Annotated in this window: 14 protein-coding genes, 2 tRNA genes and 3 rRNA genes; 15 read left to right on the forward strand and 4 right to left on the reverse strand. The window is 44.9% G+C overall.

Features of this window, described 5'->3' with window-relative positions; genetic code table 11:
• Window positions 1-60: 60 nt before the first annotated feature.
• The 10 genes from MHH54_RS03000 (at window position 61) to tsaD (ending at window position 9,009) form a co-directional block, all read left to right on the forward strand.
• Window positions 61-1,609 (forward strand): 16S ribosomal RNA (locus MHH54_RS03000).
• Between the two features lie 182 nt (window positions 1,610-1,791).
• Window positions 1,792-4,722, forward strand: a 23S ribosomal RNA gene (locus MHH54_RS03005).
• Window positions 4,723-4,783: 61 nt separating this feature from the next.
• Window positions 4,784-4,899 (forward strand): 5S ribosomal RNA (gene rrf, locus MHH54_RS03010).
• Together the 16S, 23S and 5S rRNA genes with 2 tRNA genes alongside form the textbook arrangement of a ribosomal RNA operon.
• An 18-nt stretch (window positions 4,900-4,917) precedes the next feature.
• Window positions 4,918-4,994: transfer RNA gene (locus tag MHH54_RS03015), tRNA-Met, on the forward strand.
• Window positions 4,995-5,042: 48 nt separating this feature from the next.
• Window positions 5,043-5,119: transfer RNA gene (locus tag MHH54_RS03020), tRNA-Asp, on the forward strand.
• Window positions 5,120-5,396: 277 nt separating this feature from the next.
• Complete coding sequence (thiL, locus tag MHH54_RS03025; RefSeq protein WP_342500657.1) at window positions 5,397-6,374, forward strand: thiamine-phosphate kinase; 978 nt, start codon at window positions 5,397-5,399, stop codon at window positions 6,372-6,374.
• A 13-nt stretch (window positions 6,375-6,387) separates the two neighbouring features.
• Window positions 6,388-6,864 carry a tRNA (adenosine(37)-N6)-threonylcarbamoyltransferase complex ATPase subunit type 1 TsaE gene (gene tsaE, locus MHH54_RS03030; protein ID WP_003214433.1) on the forward strand — a complete coding sequence of 159 codons (477 nt, stop codon included), beginning with the start codon at window positions 6,388-6,390 and terminating at the stop codon, window positions 6,862-6,864.
• Window positions 6,845-7,534 carry a tRNA (adenosine(37)-N6)-threonylcarbamoyltransferase complex dimerization subunit type 1 TsaB gene (gene tsaB, locus MHH54_RS03035; protein ID WP_327839965.1) on the forward strand — a complete coding sequence of 230 codons (690 nt, stop codon included), beginning with the start codon at window positions 6,845-6,847 and terminating at the stop codon, window positions 7,532-7,534. The genes tsaE and tsaB overlap by 20 nt, the downstream gene beginning before the upstream one ends.
• A 25-nt stretch (window positions 7,535-7,559) precedes the next feature.
• A complete protein-coding gene (rimI, locus tag MHH54_RS03040) occupies window positions 7,560-7,988 on the forward strand; it encodes a ribosomal protein S18-alanine N-acetyltransferase (RefSeq protein ID WP_003214231.1) in 429 nt (142 codons plus the stop codon).
• Window positions 7,981-9,009 (forward strand): tRNA (adenosine(37)-N6)-threonylcarbamoyltransferase complex transferase subunit TsaD, encoded by a 1,029-nt coding sequence (tsaD, locus tag MHH54_RS03045; RefSeq protein ID WP_342500658.1) that lies wholly within the window; start codon window positions 7,981-7,983, stop codon window positions 9,007-9,009. The genes rimI and tsaD overlap by 8 nt, the downstream gene beginning before the upstream one ends.
• Window positions 9,010-9,281: 272 nt before the next feature.
• Here tsaD and MHH54_RS03050 read toward each other — a convergent pair whose 3' ends face one another.
• Window positions 9,282-11,204, reverse strand: a complete 1,923-nt coding sequence (locus tag MHH54_RS03050) for an ABC-F family ATP-binding cassette domain-containing protein (protein ID WP_106032862.1) — start codon at window positions 11,202-11,204, stop codon at window positions 9,282-9,284.
• 139 nt (window positions 11,205-11,343) lie between these two features.
• Here MHH54_RS03050 and moaC point away from each other — a divergent pair, with 139 nt between their 5' ends.
• The 4 genes from moaC to tatC are packed head-to-tail and all read left to right on the forward strand — an operon-like array spanning window position 11,344 to window position 13,476.
• The gene (moaC, locus tag MHH54_RS03055) at window positions 11,344-11,835 is read left to right on the forward strand and encodes a cyclic pyranopterin monophosphate synthase MoaC (protein ID WP_003214058.1); all 492 of its coding nucleotides are present in this window, start codon (window positions 11,344-11,346) and stop codon (window positions 11,833-11,835) included.
• Window positions 11,836-11,850: 15 nt separating this feature from the next.
• A complete protein-coding gene (locus MHH54_RS03060) occupies window positions 11,851-12,504 on the forward strand; it encodes a redox-sensing transcriptional repressor Rex (RefSeq protein WP_003214118.1) in 654 nt (217 codons plus the stop codon).
• 27 nt (window positions 12,505-12,531) lie between these two features.
• A complete protein-coding gene (locus MHH54_RS03065) occupies window positions 12,532-12,711 on the forward strand; it encodes a twin-arginine translocase TatA/TatE family subunit (RefSeq protein ID WP_003214302.1) in 180 nt (59 codons plus the stop codon).
• A gap of 6 nt (window positions 12,712-12,717) precedes the next feature.
• Window positions 12,718-13,476 carry a twin-arginine translocase subunit TatC gene (gene tatC, locus MHH54_RS03070; protein WP_095117754.1) on the forward strand — a complete coding sequence of 253 codons (759 nt, stop codon included), beginning with the start codon at window positions 12,718-12,720 and terminating at the stop codon, window positions 13,474-13,476.
• A gap of 39 nt (window positions 13,477-13,515) precedes the next feature.
• Here tatC and MHH54_RS03075 read toward each other — a convergent pair whose 3' ends face one another.
• The 3 genes from MHH54_RS03075 to MHH54_RS03085 are packed head-to-tail and all read right to left on the reverse strand — an operon-like array spanning window position 13,516 to window position 15,124.
• The gene (locus MHH54_RS03075; protein ID WP_342500659.1) at window positions 13,516-14,142 is read right to left on the reverse strand and encodes an NUDIX domain-containing protein; all 627 of its coding nucleotides are present in this window, start codon (window positions 14,140-14,142) and stop codon (window positions 13,516-13,518) included.
• A 56-nt stretch (window positions 14,143-14,198) separates the two neighbouring features.
• Entirely contained in the window at window positions 14,199-14,393 is a 195-nt protein-coding gene (locus MHH54_RS03080) for a YdiK family protein (protein ID WP_003213897.1), read from the reverse strand.
• Window positions 14,390-15,124 (reverse strand): CPBP family intramembrane glutamic endopeptidase, encoded by a 735-nt coding sequence (locus MHH54_RS03085; RefSeq protein ID WP_065099116.1) that lies wholly within the window; start codon window positions 15,122-15,124, stop codon window positions 14,390-14,392. The genes MHH54_RS03080 and MHH54_RS03085 overlap by 4 nt, the downstream gene beginning before the upstream one ends.
• Before the next feature lie 229 nt (window positions 15,125-15,353).
• Here MHH54_RS03085 and groES point away from each other — a divergent pair, with 229 nt between their 5' ends.
• On the forward strand, window positions 15,354-15,638 hold the full coding sequence (gene groES / locus MHH54_RS03090; protein WP_003214120.1) for a co-chaperone GroES: 285 nt from the start codon (window positions 15,354-15,356) through the stop codon (window positions 15,636-15,638).
• Window positions 15,639-15,671 lie beyond the last annotated feature (33 nt).

Below are 15,671 nucleotides of genomic sequence, written 5' to 3' on the forward strand. Positions count from 1 at the left end.
ATGTAATATCATAGGTAGTCAGTCAAACGCTGACGAAAAACAAAACTTCGGTTTTGTACTTTTTCGGAGAGTTTGATCCTGGCTCAGGACGAACGCTGGCGGCGTGCCTAATACATGCAAGTCGAGCGGACAGAAGGGAGCTTGCTCCCGGATGTTAGCGGCGGACGGGTGAGTAACACGTGGGTAACCTGCCTGTAAGACTGGGATAACTCCGGGAAACCGGAGCTAATACCGGATAGTTCCTTGAACCGCATGGTTCAAGGATGAAAGACGGTTTCGGCTGTCACTTACAGATGGACCCGCGGCGCATTAGCTAGTTGGTGGGGTAATGGCTCACCAAGGCGACGATGCGTAGCCGACCTGAGAGGGTGATCGGCCACACTGGGACTGAGACACGGCCCAGACTCCTACGGGAGGCAGCAGTAGGGAATCTTCCGCAATGGACGAAAGTCTGACGGAGCAACGCCGCGTGAGTGATGAAGGTTTTCGGATCGTAAAGCTCTGTTGTTAGGGAAGAACAAGTGCGAGAGTAACTGCTCGCACCTTGACGGTACCTAACCAGAAAGCCACGGCTAACTACGTGCCAGCAGCCGCGGTAATACGTAGGTGGCAAGCGTTGTCCGGAATTATTGGGCGTAAAGGGCTCGCAGGCGGTTTCTTAAGTCTGATGTGAAAGCCCCCGGCTCAACCGGGGAGGGTCATTGGAAACTGGGAAACTTGAGTGCAGAAGAGGAGAGTGGAATTCCACGTGTAGCGGTGAAATGCGTAGAGATGTGGAGGAACACCAGTGGCGAAGGCGACTCTCTGGTCTGTAACTGACGCTGAGGAGCGAAAGCGTGGGGAGCGAACAGGATTAGATACCCTGGTAGTCCACGCCGTAAACGATGAGTGCTAAGTGTTAGGGGGTTTCCGCCCCTTAGTGCTGCAGCTAACGCATTAAGCACTCCGCCTGGGGAGTACGGTCGCAAGACTGAAACTCAAAGGAATTGACGGGGGCCCGCACAAGCGGTGGAGCATGTGGTTTAATTCGAAGCAACGCGAAGAACCTTACCAGGTCTTGACATCCTCTGACAACCCTAGAGATAGGGCTTTCCCTTCGGGGACAGAGTGACAGGTGGTGCATGGTTGTCGTCAGCTCGTGTCGTGAGATGTTGGGTTAAGTCCCGCAACGAGCGCAACCCTTGATCTTAGTTGCCAGCATTTAGTTGGGCACTCTAAGGTGACTGCCGGTGACAAACCGGAGGAAGGTGGGGATGACGTCAAATCATCATGCCCCTTATGACCTGGGCTACACACGTGCTACAATGGACAGAACAAAGGGCTGCGAGACCGCAAGGTTTAGCCAATCCCATAAATCTGTTCTCAGTTCGGATCGCAGTCTGCAACTCGACTGCGTGAAGCTGGAATCGCTAGTAATCGCGGATCAGCATGCCGCGGTGAATACGTTCCCGGGCCTTGTACACACCGCCCGTCACACCACGAGAGTTTGCAACACCCGAAGTCGGTGAGGTAACCTTTATGGAGCCAGCCGCCGAAGGTGGGGCAGATGATTGGGGTGAAGTCGTAACAAGGTAGCCGTATCGGAAGGTGCGGCTGGATCACCTCCTTTCTAAGGATATATGGAGCAGTGTGCGTTTTCGTCTTGTTTAGTTTTGAAGGATCATTCCTTCAAGACATGTCTCTAGCGAGACAGGATTGTTCTTTGAAAACTAGATAACAATAAGTAATACATTCACATTGAATGCAATGCAAAGTTCATCACACATAGTGATTCTTTCTAAAGTAAGAAATGGTTAAGTTAGAAAGGGCGCACGGTGGATGCCTTGGCACTAGGAGCCGATGAAGGACGGGACGAACACCGATATGCTTCGGGGAGCTGTAAGCAAGCTTTGATCCGGAGATTTCCGAATGGGGAAACCCACTGCTCGTAATGGAGTAGTATCCATACTTGAATACATAGAGTATGAGAAGGCATACCCGGGGAACTGAAACATCTAAGTACCCGGAGGAAGAGAAAGCAAATGCGATTCCCTGAGTAGCGGCGAGCGAAACGGGAACAGCCCAAACCAAGAGGCTTGCCTCTTGGGGTTGTAGGACACTCTATACGGAGTTACAAAGGAACGATATAAGCGAAGAGGTCTGGAAAGGCCCGCCAAAGAAGGTAACAGCCCTGTAACTGAAATGTTGTTCTCTCCAGAGTGGATCCTGAGTACGGCGGAACACGTGAAATTCCGTCGGAATCCGGGAGGACCATCTCCCAAGGCTAAATACTCCCTAGTGACCGATAGTGAACCAGTACCGTGAGGGAAAGGTGAAAAGCACCCCGGAAGGGGAGTGAAATAGATCCTGAAACCGTGTGCCTACAAGTAGTCAGAGCCCGTTAAAGGGTGATGGCGTGCCTTTTGTAGAATGAACCGGCGAGTTACGATCCCGTGCAAGGTTAAGCAGAAGATGCGGAGCCGCAGCGAAAGCGAGTCTGAATAGGGCGCATGAGTACGTGGTCGTAGACCCGAAACCAGGTGATCTACCCATGTCCAGGGTGAAGTTCAGGTAACACTGAATGGAGGCCCGAACCCACGCACGTTGAAAAGTGCGGGGATGAGGTGTGGGTAGGGGTGAAATGCCAATCGAACCTGGAGATAGCTGGTTCTCTCCGAAATAGCTTTAGGGCTAGCCTCAAGGTAAGAGTCTCGGAGGTAGAGCACTGATTGGACTAGGGGCCCCTACCGGGTTACCGAATTCAGTCAAACTCCGAATGCCGATGACTTATCCTTGGGAGTCAGACTGCGAGTGATAAGATCCGTAGTCGAAAGGGAAACAGCCCAGACCGCCAGCTAAGGTCCCAAAGTATACGTTAAGTGGAAAAGGATGTGGAGTTGCTTAGACAACCAGGATGTTGGCTTAGAAGCAGCCACCATTTAAAGAGTGCGTAATAGCTCACTGGTCGAGTGACTCTGCGCCGAAAATGTACCGGGGCTAAACGTATCACCGAAGCTGCGGACTGTTCTTACGAACAGTGGTAGGAGAGCGTTCTAAGTGCTGTGAAGTCAGACCGGAAGGACTGGTGGAGCGCTTAGAAGTGAGAATGCCGGTATGAGTAGCGAAAGACGGGTGAGAATCCCGTCCACCGAATGCCTAAGGTTTCCTGAGGAAGGCTCGTCCGCTCAGGGTTAGTCGGGACCTAAGCCGAGGCCGAAAGGCGTAGGCGATGGACAACAGGTTGATATTCCTGTACCACCTCCTCACCATTTGAGCAATGGGGGGACGCAGGAGGATAGGGTAAGCGCGGTATTGGATATCCGCGTCCAAGCAGTTAGGCTGGGAAATAGGCAAATCCGTTTCCCGTAAAGGCTGAGCTGTGATGGCGAGCGAAATTTAGTAGCGAAGTTCCTGATTCCACACTGCCAAGAAAAGCCTCTAGCGAGGTGAGAGGTGCCCGTACCGCAAACCGACACAGGTAGGCGAGGAGAGAATCCTAAGGTGATCGAGAGAACTCTCGTTAAGGAACTCGGCAAAATGACCCCGTAACTTCGGGAGAAGGGGTGCTTCTTAGGGTGTTAAAGCCCCGAGAAGCCGCAGTGAATAGGCCCAGGCGACTGTTTAGCAAAAACACAGGTCTCTGCGAAGCCGTAAGGCGAAGTATAGGGGCTGACGCCTGCCCGGTGCTGGAAGGTTAAGAGGAGCGCTTAGCGTAAGCGAAGGTGCGAATTGAAGCCCCAGTAAACGGCGGCCGTAACTATAACGGTCCTAAGGTAGCGAAATTCCTTGTCGGGTAAGTTCCGACCCGCACGAAAGGCGCAACGATCTGGGCACTGTCTCAACGAGAGACTCGGTGAAATTATAGTACCTGTGAAGATGCAGGTTACCCGCGACAGGACGGAAAGACCCCGTGGAGCTTTACTGCAGCCTGATATTGAATGTTGGTACAGCTTGTACAGGATAGGTAGGAGCCTTGGAAACCGGAGCGCTAGCTTCGGTGGAGGCATCGGTGGGATACTACCCTGGCTGTATTGACCTTCTAACCCGCTGCCCTTATCGGGCAGGGAGACAGTGTCAGGTGGGCAGTTTGACTGGGGCGGTCGCCTCCTAAAATGTAACGGAGGCGCCCAAAGGTTCCCTCAGAATGGTTGGAAATCATTCGCAGAGTGTAAAGGCACAAGGGAGCTTGACTGCGAGACCTACAAGTCGAGCAGGGACGAAAGTCGGGCTTAGTGATCCGGTGGTTCCGCATGGAAGGGCCATCGCTCAACGGATAAAAGCTACCCCGGGGATAACAGGCTTATCTCCCCCAAGAGTCCACATCGACGGGGAGGTTTGGCACCTCGATGTCGGCTCATCGCATCCTGGGGCTGTAGTCGGTCCCAAGGGTTGGGCTGTTCGCCCATTAAAGCGGTACGCGAGCTGGGTTCAGAACGTCGTGAGACAGTTCGGTCCCTATCCGTCGCGGGCGCAGGAAATTTGAGAGGAGCTGTCCTTAGTACGAGAGGACCGGGATGGACGCACCGCTGGTGTACCAGTTGTTCTGCCAAGGGCATCGCTGGGTAGCTATGTGCGGACGGGATAAGTGCTGAAAGCATCTAAGCATGAAGCCCCCCTCAAGATGAGATTTCCCATTCCGCAAGGAAGTAAGATCCCTGAAAGATGATCAGGTTGATAGGTCTGAGGTGGAAGCGTGGTGACACGTGGAGCTGACAGATACTAATAGATCGAGGACTTAACCTATATTCTAATGTGAAGCTTGAACATTGTTATCTAGTTTTGAGAGAACATTCTCTCCATCAGGTTTGGTGGCGATAGCGAAGAGGTCACACCCGTTCCCATACCGAACACGGAAGTTAAGCTCTTCAGCGCCGATGGTAGTTGGGGGTCTCCCCCTGTGAGAGTAGGACGCCGCCAAGCTTGTTATATTTATATCGTCGCGGGGTGGAGCAGTTCGGTAGCTCGTCGGGCTCATAACCCGAAGGTCGCAGGTTCAAATCCTGCCCCCGCAACCAAATTATTTTATATACCAATGGGTAGTGCTCAGTGAGTGCAACCAAAATGGTCCGGTAGTTCAGTTGGTTAGAATGCCTGCCTGTCACGCAGGAGGTCGCGGGTTCGAGTCCCGTCCGGACCGCCATTTTTATGACTTGTAAACGAAAACGTATAGTTTCGTTTTTTTTTTATGTCTTTTTCTTTTCATACGTATCCAATATACATTGAATGGCTTTTTGTTTGGCTACACGTTATGTAAAAAGAAAAGATAGATCACTTCAACCCAGCCTGGTTTTTTCATACCAGGCTTTCTTTATATCATTTTTAATTGAAACTGAAACTCATATTGGCTTACACTAATACTAATTATGTCTGACATCGTGTCTACTCAATCAACTGATTGCATGAAGGGGCTGCTTTTTATGGATGAATTTGATCTTATTCGCCGAATTACACCAAAAGAAACACATCAGCGTTCTTTGGTTATGGGCATCGGAGATGATGCAAGTGTTTATCAACCTCATTCACATTGTGAAGAGGTCGTTTGTGTTGATACAATGGTGGAGCATGTTCATTTTCGCTTTGATTTTTCCACACCTTTTGAGATTGGCTTTAAAGCACTAGCGGTCAATGTCAGTGATATCGCCGCAATGGGAGGAACCCCAAAGTATTATCTTGTATCAATTGCGATCCCGCCTCATGGTGATGAGACGATCGTTTCAGCTCTTTACGAGGGAATGAGAGCATTGGCTGATACTTATCATATGGATTTGATTGGTGGAGATACGGTTGCCACTCGCAGTGACTTTGTCATTACAGTGACGGTCATTGGCGAGGTACCAAAGGGGAAAGCTTGTTATCGTCACAGTGCTCAGACAGGAGACGTCGTCTTTGTCACAGGTGAGCTTGGTTCATCAGCTGCTGGATTATCACTTTTAATGAACGAAGTAGCCCCTCCCAAGGCAGTCGACACAGCCTTTTTTCTTGAGCGTCATAAAAAGCCTCAGCCCCACATTGCTGCTGGCCTCATTTGCTCAAGCTTCCCGCGGGTCACCTTGAATGATGTGAGTGATGGATTAGCGAGTGAGCTGAATGAGATAGCCGAAGCGAGTCGTGTGACGATAGAGATAGAAGCAAACAACCTCCCTGTACATCCAAATTTACCAGTGCTGCGTAAAGACTGGCTGGAATGGGTGTTATTTGGCGGGGAAGACTTTGTATTAACTGGTACAATTTCAGAGGCTGATTGGGATAGCTTTGAAATGCAATGTAGAAAAAAAGACATTCAAGTCAAACGCATTGGACAAGTCAAAGGTGATCAAGCAGCAAGCGTTCTATTAAAAGACAATGAACAGCAAACAATGTTAATGAAAAAAGGATATAATCATTTTAAGAAATGAGGTGACATCAACTGTGAAATTAACGTGGACGACAAAAGGTGCGGATGAGACGAAACGAATTGCCGCTGCATTGGCCAAACTTGTGATGCCAGGCGATGTTTTGACATTAGAAGGAGATTTAGGCGCAGGCAAAACGACTTTTTCAAAAGGTTTTGCAGGAGGCTTAGGGATTACCCGTATCGTCAACAGCCCTACCTTTACGATTATTAAAGAATATACCGATGGCAGACTGCCACTTTATCATATGGATGTGTACCGCATGGAAGATGCGGAAGAAGATATCGGGCTCGAAGAATATTTTGAGGGCGAAGGTGTATGCTTGGTTGAGTGGGCACATCTCATTGGACCTCAATTGCCTTCCTCCTACTTGAAAATAGAAATGCTAAGAACAGAACGTGAAGAAGAACGTCATCTCACGTTTAGTGCAAAAGGGGAACGCTATGAGACCCTTTGTAAGGAGATGAAAGAATTTGACCATACTGGCAATTGATACGTCAAACCATACACTAGGAATTGCCCTTGTCAAAGATTCCACAGTGATTGGTGAGAGCATTACGTATTTAAAAAAGAACCATTCCGTCCGAGCGATGCCGACTGTTGAGGCATTGATGAAAGAATGTGGTGTAGCCCCAAGTGAACTAAGTAAAATTGTTGTAGCAAAAGGACCTGGTTCCTACACTGGCGTCCGAATTGGTGTGACCATTGCCAAAACACTCGCATGGACGCTGTCTATCCCGATATCAGCTGTTTCGAGTTTAGAAACACTTGCGGCAAATGGTCAATACTTTGATGGATGGATCTCACCACTATTCGATGCGAGAAGAGGACAAGTATATACTGGGCTATATACGTTTGAAGAAGGAAAAATCAAAGAGATCAAACCAGACCAAAATATCTTGCTCACGGATTGGCTTCATGAGCTGAAGCAGACAGGAAAGCCTGTCCTATTCCTTGGACAGGATGTGCATCTTCATGAAGAAAGCATTGGCTCCATTTTAGGAGAAACGGCTGTGATAGCGGAGGGAGCTTTTCATAACCCAAGACCTTCAATGCTTGCGTTTTTAGGGGCAGATCGTCCTGCTGAAGATGTCCATCAGCTTGTTCCTAACTATATTCGTTTGGCAGAAGCGGAAGTGAAATGGCTTGAAGGACAAAAATAATCTCAACATAACCGAGATTCGAAAAATGACGGTAGCGGACATTCCAGAGGTATATACGATTGAAGTGCATTCGTTTACTGCGCCTTGGAAAAAAGAATCATTTGTCTATGAGATTCTCCATAACCAGTATAGCCATTATTTCCTCATTGAAGAAGATGAGCAGCCTGTTGGCTATTGCGGGGTCTGGATCGTCATGGACGATGCACAAATTACGAACATTGCGATTCTTCCTGAGCATAGAGGAAAGGGTTACGGGGAAGCATTGCTGCGATATGTCATGGAATTTTGTAAAGAAAAAAAGACAGATCATCTTTCTTTAGAGGTGCGGGTGTCAAATACACCTGCACAATCCCTTTATGAAAAGCTTGGTTTCAGACCAGCTTCTATTCGAAAGAATTATTATACGGATAATGGGGAAGATGCATTGGTCATGTGGGTGAATATAAATGAGTGAACAAACAGATCGATTTATATTAGGTATAGAGACAAGCTGTGATGAAACAGCGGCATCTATTGTGAAAAATGGGAAAGAAATTGTAGCGAATATAGTCGCATCGCAAATAGAAAGCCATAAACGATTTGGCGGAGTTGTCCCAGAAATTGCTTCAAGGCATCACGTGGAGCAAGTCACCATCGTGTTAGAAGAAGTGATGGCACAGGCCAATATGAGCTTTCAGGATTTAGATGCCATTGCTGTCACAGAAGGACCGGGCTTAGTTGGTGCTCTTCTGATCGGTGTCAATGCAGCCAAGGCACTGAGCTTTGCTCATCAAATTCCTCTTGTTGGTGTACATCATATTGCGGGGCATATTTATGCAAATCAACTTGTAGATGAATTGCAGTTTCCATGTTTGGCTCTTGTTGTCTCTGGTGGACATACTGAGCTTGTACTAATGAAAGAGCACGGGTCTTTTGAGGTTATCGGAGAAACATTAGATGATGCGGCTGGAGAAGCTTACGATAAAGTGGCCCGGACGATGGGTCTCCCGTATCCAGGCGGACCTCATATTGATCGGTTAGCACATGAAGGAGAGCCAACGATTAAGCTTCCACGTGCATGGCTTGAAGAAGGTTCCTATCATTTTAGCTTTAGTGGATTAAAATCAGCTGTTATTAACACACTACACAATGCATCTCAAAAGGGAGAAACAATTGCTCCAGAGAATTTGGCAGCAAGTTTTCAAGCAAGTGTCATTGAGGTGCTTGTTGGGAAAACATTAAAAGCGGCTGAGGCCTATGGCGTCAAGCAGGTTGTCCTAGCTGGTGGAGTCGCTGCCAATAAAGGACTGAGAGAAGCCTTAACGATAGCATTCACGAAGCTTCCTGACGTGAAGGTCATTATTCCACCATTATCTCTTTGTACAGACAATGCAGCCATGATCGCTGCTGCTGGAACCATTGCGTTTGAAAAAGGTATAAGAGGCGATATGGCGATGAATGGCCAGCCGGGCTTACCACTTGTCTCATATGAATGAAAACTCCTGTGGATACACAGGTTTTTTTCATTTTTAATGAAAGCGATTTATTCACAAGTAAACATGATATATCCACAATTGTTAGAAAATTTCGTTTTAAAATGAAGTGGATGTGCACAAATACGTTCTTTTATGTGGATATGTGATTAAATCTCTGTGGATAAAGTGGATAAGTCCGATTTTTAAAAGAATAATAAAGAAGTTATTGTGGATATTAATGTGGATAAGAAATCTTCACTAAAAAGAAAAAAGAGCACCCATTAGGGCACTCTTTACGATTCGGATAGCTCTTCCCACTCTGAGAAAAGGGATTCCAGCTCTTGATGAAGCGTATCATTTTCTGTTTGAATGTTTTGGACCTTCTCGTGATCTTGAAAAATAGCAGGATCACATAGAAGCTCTTCATTTTCACCAAGCTTCGCTTCGATGACAGCAATCCGTTCTTCAATTTCCTCGATTCTGCGCTGCTTTTGTCTTTCTTTCTTTTTCAGTTCTTTTTCTTCCGCATACGAAAGCTTTGCCGTTTCAACTGGCTTTGCTGCTTGTTTTTTCAGCGCCTCATTTTCTTGAATCGCTTCAAGTTCTAATTGTTCATTTTTCTTTTCAAGGTAGTAGTCATAATCACCGAGATACTCTTTTGTTTCTGTAGGTGACAGCTCGAATACTTTCGTTGCCAGACGGTTGATAAAATAACGGTCATGCGAGACAAATAAGATGGTTCCTGGATAATCAATCAGTGCATTTTCTAAAATTTCCTTACTATCTAAGTCCAAATGGTTTGTAGGCTCATCAAGTATCAGGAAATTGGCTTTTTGGAGCATCAGCTTTGCCAGGGCAAGGCGCGCTTTTTCTCCACCGCTTAATGCATGAACGGGCTTTAAGACGTCGTCACCGGAAAAGAGGAAGTTCCCTAAACATGTCCGAATTTCTTTTTCATTCATATGAGGATAGTCATCCCAAAGCTCATTGAGCACTTTTTTGGAGGATGTCAGTTTGGCTTGTTCTTGGTCATAGTAGCCGATTGTGACATGAGATCCAAAGGTGATGTCGCCTTTTACAGGCTTTAATGCGTTCGTTAACGTTTTTAAAAGGGTTGATTTTCCGATCCCATTAGGACCAATGAGTGCCACGCTATCCTCGCGTTTGATCTGAAAAGAAAGAGAGGATAGAAGCGGTGTTTTTTCATCATAACGAATGTCGAGATCATGTACCTTCAGCACATCATTGCCGCTTTGTCTCGTAATATCAAAATGAAAGTTTGCGGATTTTTCATCACCTAATGGCTTATCTATACGATCCATTCGTTCCAGCTGCTTGCGTCTGCTCTGAGCGCGCTTTGTGGTTGAGGCTCTTGCTAGATTGCGATCTACGAAATCTTGAAGCTTTGAGATTTCTTCTTGTTGCTTTTCGTAAAGCTTCATATCACGCTCTAGCTGCTCAGCTTTCAGATCAAGATACTTACTATAGTTGCCTGCAAACTTTTTCATGGCAGTTCTTGAGACTTCATAAACATGGTTCACCACTTTGTCTAAGAAGTAGCGGTCATGGGACACGATCAGAATGGCGCCTGTATAATTTTGCAAATACTGCTCCAGCCATGATAAGGTATCAATATCTAAATGGTTGGTCGGCTCGTCCAGAATTAAGAGTTCTGGTTTCATTAATAAGAGCTTTCCAAGCGCTAGACGGGTTTTCTGGCCGCCGCTTAAGGATTGAACGGTTGTCCCATCTTCAAAGTGACTAAAGCCGAGCCCATGAAGAATGGAGCGGACGTCTGCTTCGTATTGATAGCCGCCTTGGTCTTTAAATTCCTGCTGTAGCCTGTCATAGGTTTTCATGAGGGAATCTAGCTCAGAACCTGTAGAGGAAGCCATTTTCTCCTCGATGGTTCTCATCTCTTGTTCCATCTTTTTCAAATGATCAAAAACCGATAATAATTCGTCTTTTAACGTACGTGTAGACGTCACATCGGTATGCTGTGCTAAATAGCCGATCGATAGGTCTTTCGGTTTGATGATCTCACCTTGCTCGTAAGACAATTGACCGGCAATGATTTTCAAAAGGGTGGATTTGCCTGCGCCGTTACGACCTACAATGGCAATCCGATCCCTTGCTTTGACTTCCAATTTTATATTCGTTAAAACGGTATCAGCACCAAACGATTTGGACAGCTGATTCACTTGTAGAATCATCATGTAACTTCACCTCTGCTATAATATGTTAAGTGTAGCTTATCAGCAGTAAACCAGCAAATGTTACATACAATCGCCATATTCAAATGAAAGACAGATAGGAAAAAATAGTGTATCATTTGAGTGAGGGAGCGTTGAAAAGATGAGTCAATTTAGCCACTTTAACGAACAGGGAAGAGCAAAGATGGTCGACATTAGTGACAAATCGTCTACCGTGAGAACCGCCGTTGCTGCTTCAAGTGTTCGTATGATAAAAGAAGTGTTTCATAAAATAGAGCAGCGTGAAATTGGAAAAGGGGATGTGCTGTCTGTTGCACAGGTTGCTGGCATTATGGCAGCAAAGCAAACATCTACCATCATTCCAATGTGTCATCCGCTTGCACTAAAAGGTGTGGATATCTCCTTTGATTGGGAGGAAGACGGAAATGCGCACATTCTGAACATACAAGTACAGGTGAAAACAAAAGGAAGTACGGGTGTGGAGATGGAAGCGCTCACTTCTGCTTCAGTATGTGCACTGACTGTTTACGACATGTGCAAAGCGATTGATAAAGGCATGATCATCGGTCCTACCTATTTAATTGAAAAGACAGGTGGGAAAAACGGTGATTTTCACAGAGCATCTGATATTTAAGTTGGAGGACCTTATATGAATATAGATCAGTCAAAAATTCCACAAGCGACAGCCAAACGTTTGCCGCTATATTACCGTTTTTTAAAAAATCTGCATGCATCAGGAAAACAAAGGGTGTCATCAGCAGAGCTTAGTGATGCAGTCAAAGTGGATTCTGCTACCATTCGCCGAGATTTTTCATACTTTGGTGCACTTGGGAAGAAGGGCTATGGCTATAATGTCGATTACCTTTTGACCTTCTTCAGAAAGACACTTGACCAAGATGAAATGACCAATGTCATGCTCATCGGTGTCGGGAATTTAGGGACTGCATTTTTACACTATAATTTCATCAAAAACAATAATACAAAAATTTCAATGGCTTTTGACGTCAATGAGAGTAAAATAGGAAGTGAGATAGGCGGCGTGCCTGTCTATGATTTGGATAAGCTTGAAGAGCATGTTCAAGAGGTAGGAGATATTCCTGTTGCCATTTTGACAGTACCTGCCGTAGCAGCTCAACCCATTACAGATCGTTTGATTGCCCTTGGCATCAAAGGAATCCTTAATTTTACGCCGGCTCGATTGAATGTGCCGGAACACATTCGAATTCATCATATAGATTTGGCGGTTGAACTTCAGTCACTTGTGTATTTCTTAAAGCATTACTCTGTTACACAGGAGGATTGACGAAAAGGGGTAAAGGGGGTGGAGCAAATGGGTCCGATCGGTCCTGGAAGTTTGGTTCTGATTGCGATTGTTGCGCTCATTATTTTTGGGCCGAAAAAGCTTCCTGAATTAGGAAGAGCAGCAGGAGATACATTACGTGAATTCAAAAATGCCACAAAAGGTTTAGCTGATGATCAGGAAGAAAAAAAGAAAAAAGAAGATCAGTAGAATAGGATGAGCTTCATGAATGTCAAAGATATGCCGCTTATGGAGCATATTGTGGAACTGCGAAAACGTTTAGTGATCATTGCGATGTTTTTTGTCGCCTTTATGGTGGCTGGTTTTTTTCTTGCTAAGCCGGTCATTGTGTATTTACAAAATACCGATGAAGCGGCCACACTGACACTGAATGCATTTAAGCTCACAGATCCGCTGTACGTGTTTATGCAGTTCGCATTTGTCATCGCTTTGGTTTTGACGTGTCCCGTGATTTTATATCAGCTTTGGGCGTTTGTGAGCCCCGGCTTATATGAAAAAGAAAGAAAGGTGACACTTGCTTATATTCCAATTGCACTGCTTTTATTTTTGAGCGGTGTGGCTTTCTCTTATTTTATTTTGTTTCCGTTTGTCGTTGATTTTATGATGCGAATGTCGAATGATTTAAATGTAGAGCAAGTCATTGGGATTCATGAGTATTTTACATTTCTGATGCAGTTAACACTTCCGTTTGGCTTTTTGTTTCAGATGCCCGTTGTGTTGATGTTTCTCACAAGACTTGGCATCATCACACCGATGTTTTTATCAAAAATACGGAAGTATGCCTATTTTGTCCTCCTTGTCATTGCCGCACTCATTACACCGCCAGAGCTTGTTTCTCACCTCATGGTTACCTTGCCGATGCTCGTTTTATACGAAGTGAGTATCGTCATTTCGAGAGTGACCTATCGCAAAATGCAGCAAACAGAGGAGAAAGAAAGTTATGATGTCACATAAAAAAGCATCGTGATCCGAATAAGGGTCACGATGCTTTTTCTATTGTGAAAGGAATTGATTGATCGCTTGAAATAGATGCTGATAATAGGAAGGCTCATGCGGGACAAAATCTTGTATACAGACTACTCTGCTTTCCTCACGTCGTTCTCCGGCTTCATCAATTTCAAAGCCCTCCAGCTGCATGTTTTCAAATTTTCTAGTGAAAAGCTGCTGTGCATCCATTAGATTTGCTCTGTAAAGTCCAGCGACTTCTTCCTTTTGTAATTGAATGTTCATCTGCTCTTCTTGATGGACGTAAAGATAGACATGGCAACATTCACGATCAGTCAAATCGGGTAGATGGATTTCATCCTGTATAACTCCTGCAAAGGTCAAATCCTCAAAAGGTATAGTAAGACCGATCTCTTCTTCTACCTCTCTCACACCGTCAGAAGGCTGTTCATTTGCAAGAAGATGACCTGCTGCGGTGATATCAAAAAGAGAAGGGAAATCCTTTTTTGCGGGACTTCTTAGCTGAAAATAGAGATAGGTGGTGTCATGTTCCTTTTTGAGAAGCCAAAAATGAAAGGTTTCATGCCAAAGGCCTTGGGCGTGGATATCTGATCGGTCAGCGACTCCAATCGTTTCATGCTGCTCATTTAAGATGTTCAGTTTTTCTTGTTTCATGAAAACTTGACCTCCATAAAAAAACCATTTTCCAAGTGCAGAAAATGGTTTTTGATTTATTTTTGCTGCTGTTTTTTGAGTTTGACAGAGAAGGCAAACATTTTAAGCGCGATATTAATATTATAGGCCGCAAACACCATCAGCAAAATGCTGTAAAATGACCACATGTCACCTGGATTTTGAATGGCCATATAGGTGAAAGCCACACCTACGGCAAAATAAATGATGCCCCATACAACAGGGTTTCTCATGAGAAAAAGCCTCCAATAATCATTTGCATTGTTTGAGATTGTTCTTCAATCATTTTTCTTACTGGCTCAATCTGCACAAGAATAACGAGTGAGTTCATCAGCATATGAGCACCGATTGGAACAATGATTCGTTTTGTTTTCGCATATAAAAAGGCAAAGGTAAAGCCCATTGCGGTATAAAGAAAGAAGTGGTCAAAATCAGAATGTGCAGCAGCGAAAAATACTGAACTAACAAGTGCCGCAATAAAAAAATTCGACCTTTCATAAATTACACCAAAAACGATTTTTCGGAAAATAATCTCCTCAAGTATCGGTCCAATTAGTGCAATAATAACAACCAGAAAAGGAAAAGCATCCATAATAGATAAGATATTTTGCGTGTTTTCTGACTCACGTCCAATGCCGAATGCATATTGTTCAATCATTCCTGCAATCGATTGAGTTAGAAGTGATAGAAAGAAACCGACAATGATCCAAGCGATTGCCGCGCCGACTGAAGCCGGTTCTTCATTTCGAAGTGAAGCTCTTGGCACAGTCCGAAGGATGAGCAGAATAATGATTAATCCGACACAGAAGCTGATGATTGTCCATGTACCTGACAATTTAGAGAGCTCTGCTTGTGTCATCGGTGTCTGAATGTAACCTAACCACTTCATAATGAACACATACGGAAACGCAGAAACCTGCACCAATATATACGTTAAGATGATGTACCAATATTGTTTTTTCAAGTAACGAAAACCCCTTTACTAAAAGAACTAGATTTATTGTAACACAAGTCTTCTTTTTCGATGAAAAGGAAAGAATCTGAGTTGAAAAAAGATCATGAAAGCGTAAAAATTTTTAAAGGTTTTTACTTGAAATTACAGAAGACATTCTTTATTATAATAAATGTGTTAGCACTCACTGGTGATGAGTGCTAAAAAAGACTACATATAAAAATTGAGGAGGTTGTTTCTTATGTTAAAGCCATTAGGCGATCGCGTAATCATTGAACTCGTTGAATCTGAGGAAAAAACCGCTAGCGGTATTGTGTTACCGGATTCTGCAAAAGAAAAACCGCAAGAAGGTAAAATTGTTGCAGCAGGTTCAGGTCGTGTACTTGAAAGTGGTGAGCGCGTTGCGTTAGAAGTAAACACAGGCGACCGCATTATCTTCTCAAAATATGCAGGCACTGAAGTGAAATATGAAGGCAAAGAATATTTAATCCTTCGTGAGAGCGACATTTTAGCTGTTATTGGTTAATCACATAAAAAACATTGAGATACATTTTTAAAA

The organism is Bacillus sp. FSL K6-4563, from assembly GCF_038630405.1.
Classification (GTDB): Bacteria; Bacillota; Bacilli; order Bacillales; family Bacillaceae; genus Bacillus; species Bacillus pumilus.

What these genes read in the sequence shown, in the direction of transcription:
- thiL (WP_342500657.1), top strand. Translation starts at nt 5,397, where the DNA reads ATGGATGAATTTGATCTTATTCGCCGAATTACACCAAAAGAAACACAT.
- rimI (WP_003214231.1), top strand. Translation starts at nt 7,560, where the DNA reads ATGACGGTAGCGGACATTCCAGAGGTATATACGATTGAAGTGCATTCG.
- tsaD (WP_342500658.1), top strand. Translation starts at nt 7,981, where the DNA reads ATGAGTGAACAAACAGATCGATTTATATTAGGTATAGAGACAAGCTGT.
- MHH54_RS03050 (WP_106032862.1), bottom strand. Translation starts at nt 11,204, where the DNA reads ATGATGATTCTACAAGTGAATCAGCTGTCCAAATCGTTTGGTGCTGAT.
- moaC (WP_003214058.1), top strand. Translation starts at nt 11,344, where the DNA reads ATGAGTCAATTTAGCCACTTTAACGAACAGGGAAGAGCAAAGATGGTC.
- MHH54_RS03060 (WP_003214118.1), top strand. Translation starts at nt 11,851, where the DNA reads ATGAATATAGATCAGTCAAAAATTCCACAAGCGACAGCCAAACGTTTG.
- MHH54_RS03065 (WP_003214302.1), top strand. Translation starts at nt 12,532, where the DNA reads ATGGGTCCGATCGGTCCTGGAAGTTTGGTTCTGATTGCGATTGTTGCG.
- tatC (WP_095117754.1), top strand. Translation starts at nt 12,718, where the DNA reads ATGAGCTTCATGAATGTCAAAGATATGCCGCTTATGGAGCATATTGTG.
- MHH54_RS03075 (WP_342500659.1), bottom strand. Translation starts at nt 14,142, where the DNA reads ATGAAACAAGAAAAACTGAACATCTTAAATGAGCAGCATGAAACGATT.
- MHH54_RS03080 (WP_003213897.1), bottom strand. Translation starts at nt 14,393, where the DNA reads ATGAGAAACCCTGTTGTATGGGGCATCATTTATTTTGCCGTAGGTGTG.
- groES (WP_003214120.1), top strand. Translation starts at nt 15,354, where the DNA reads ATGTTAAAGCCATTAGGCGATCGCGTAATCATTGAACTCGTTGAATCT.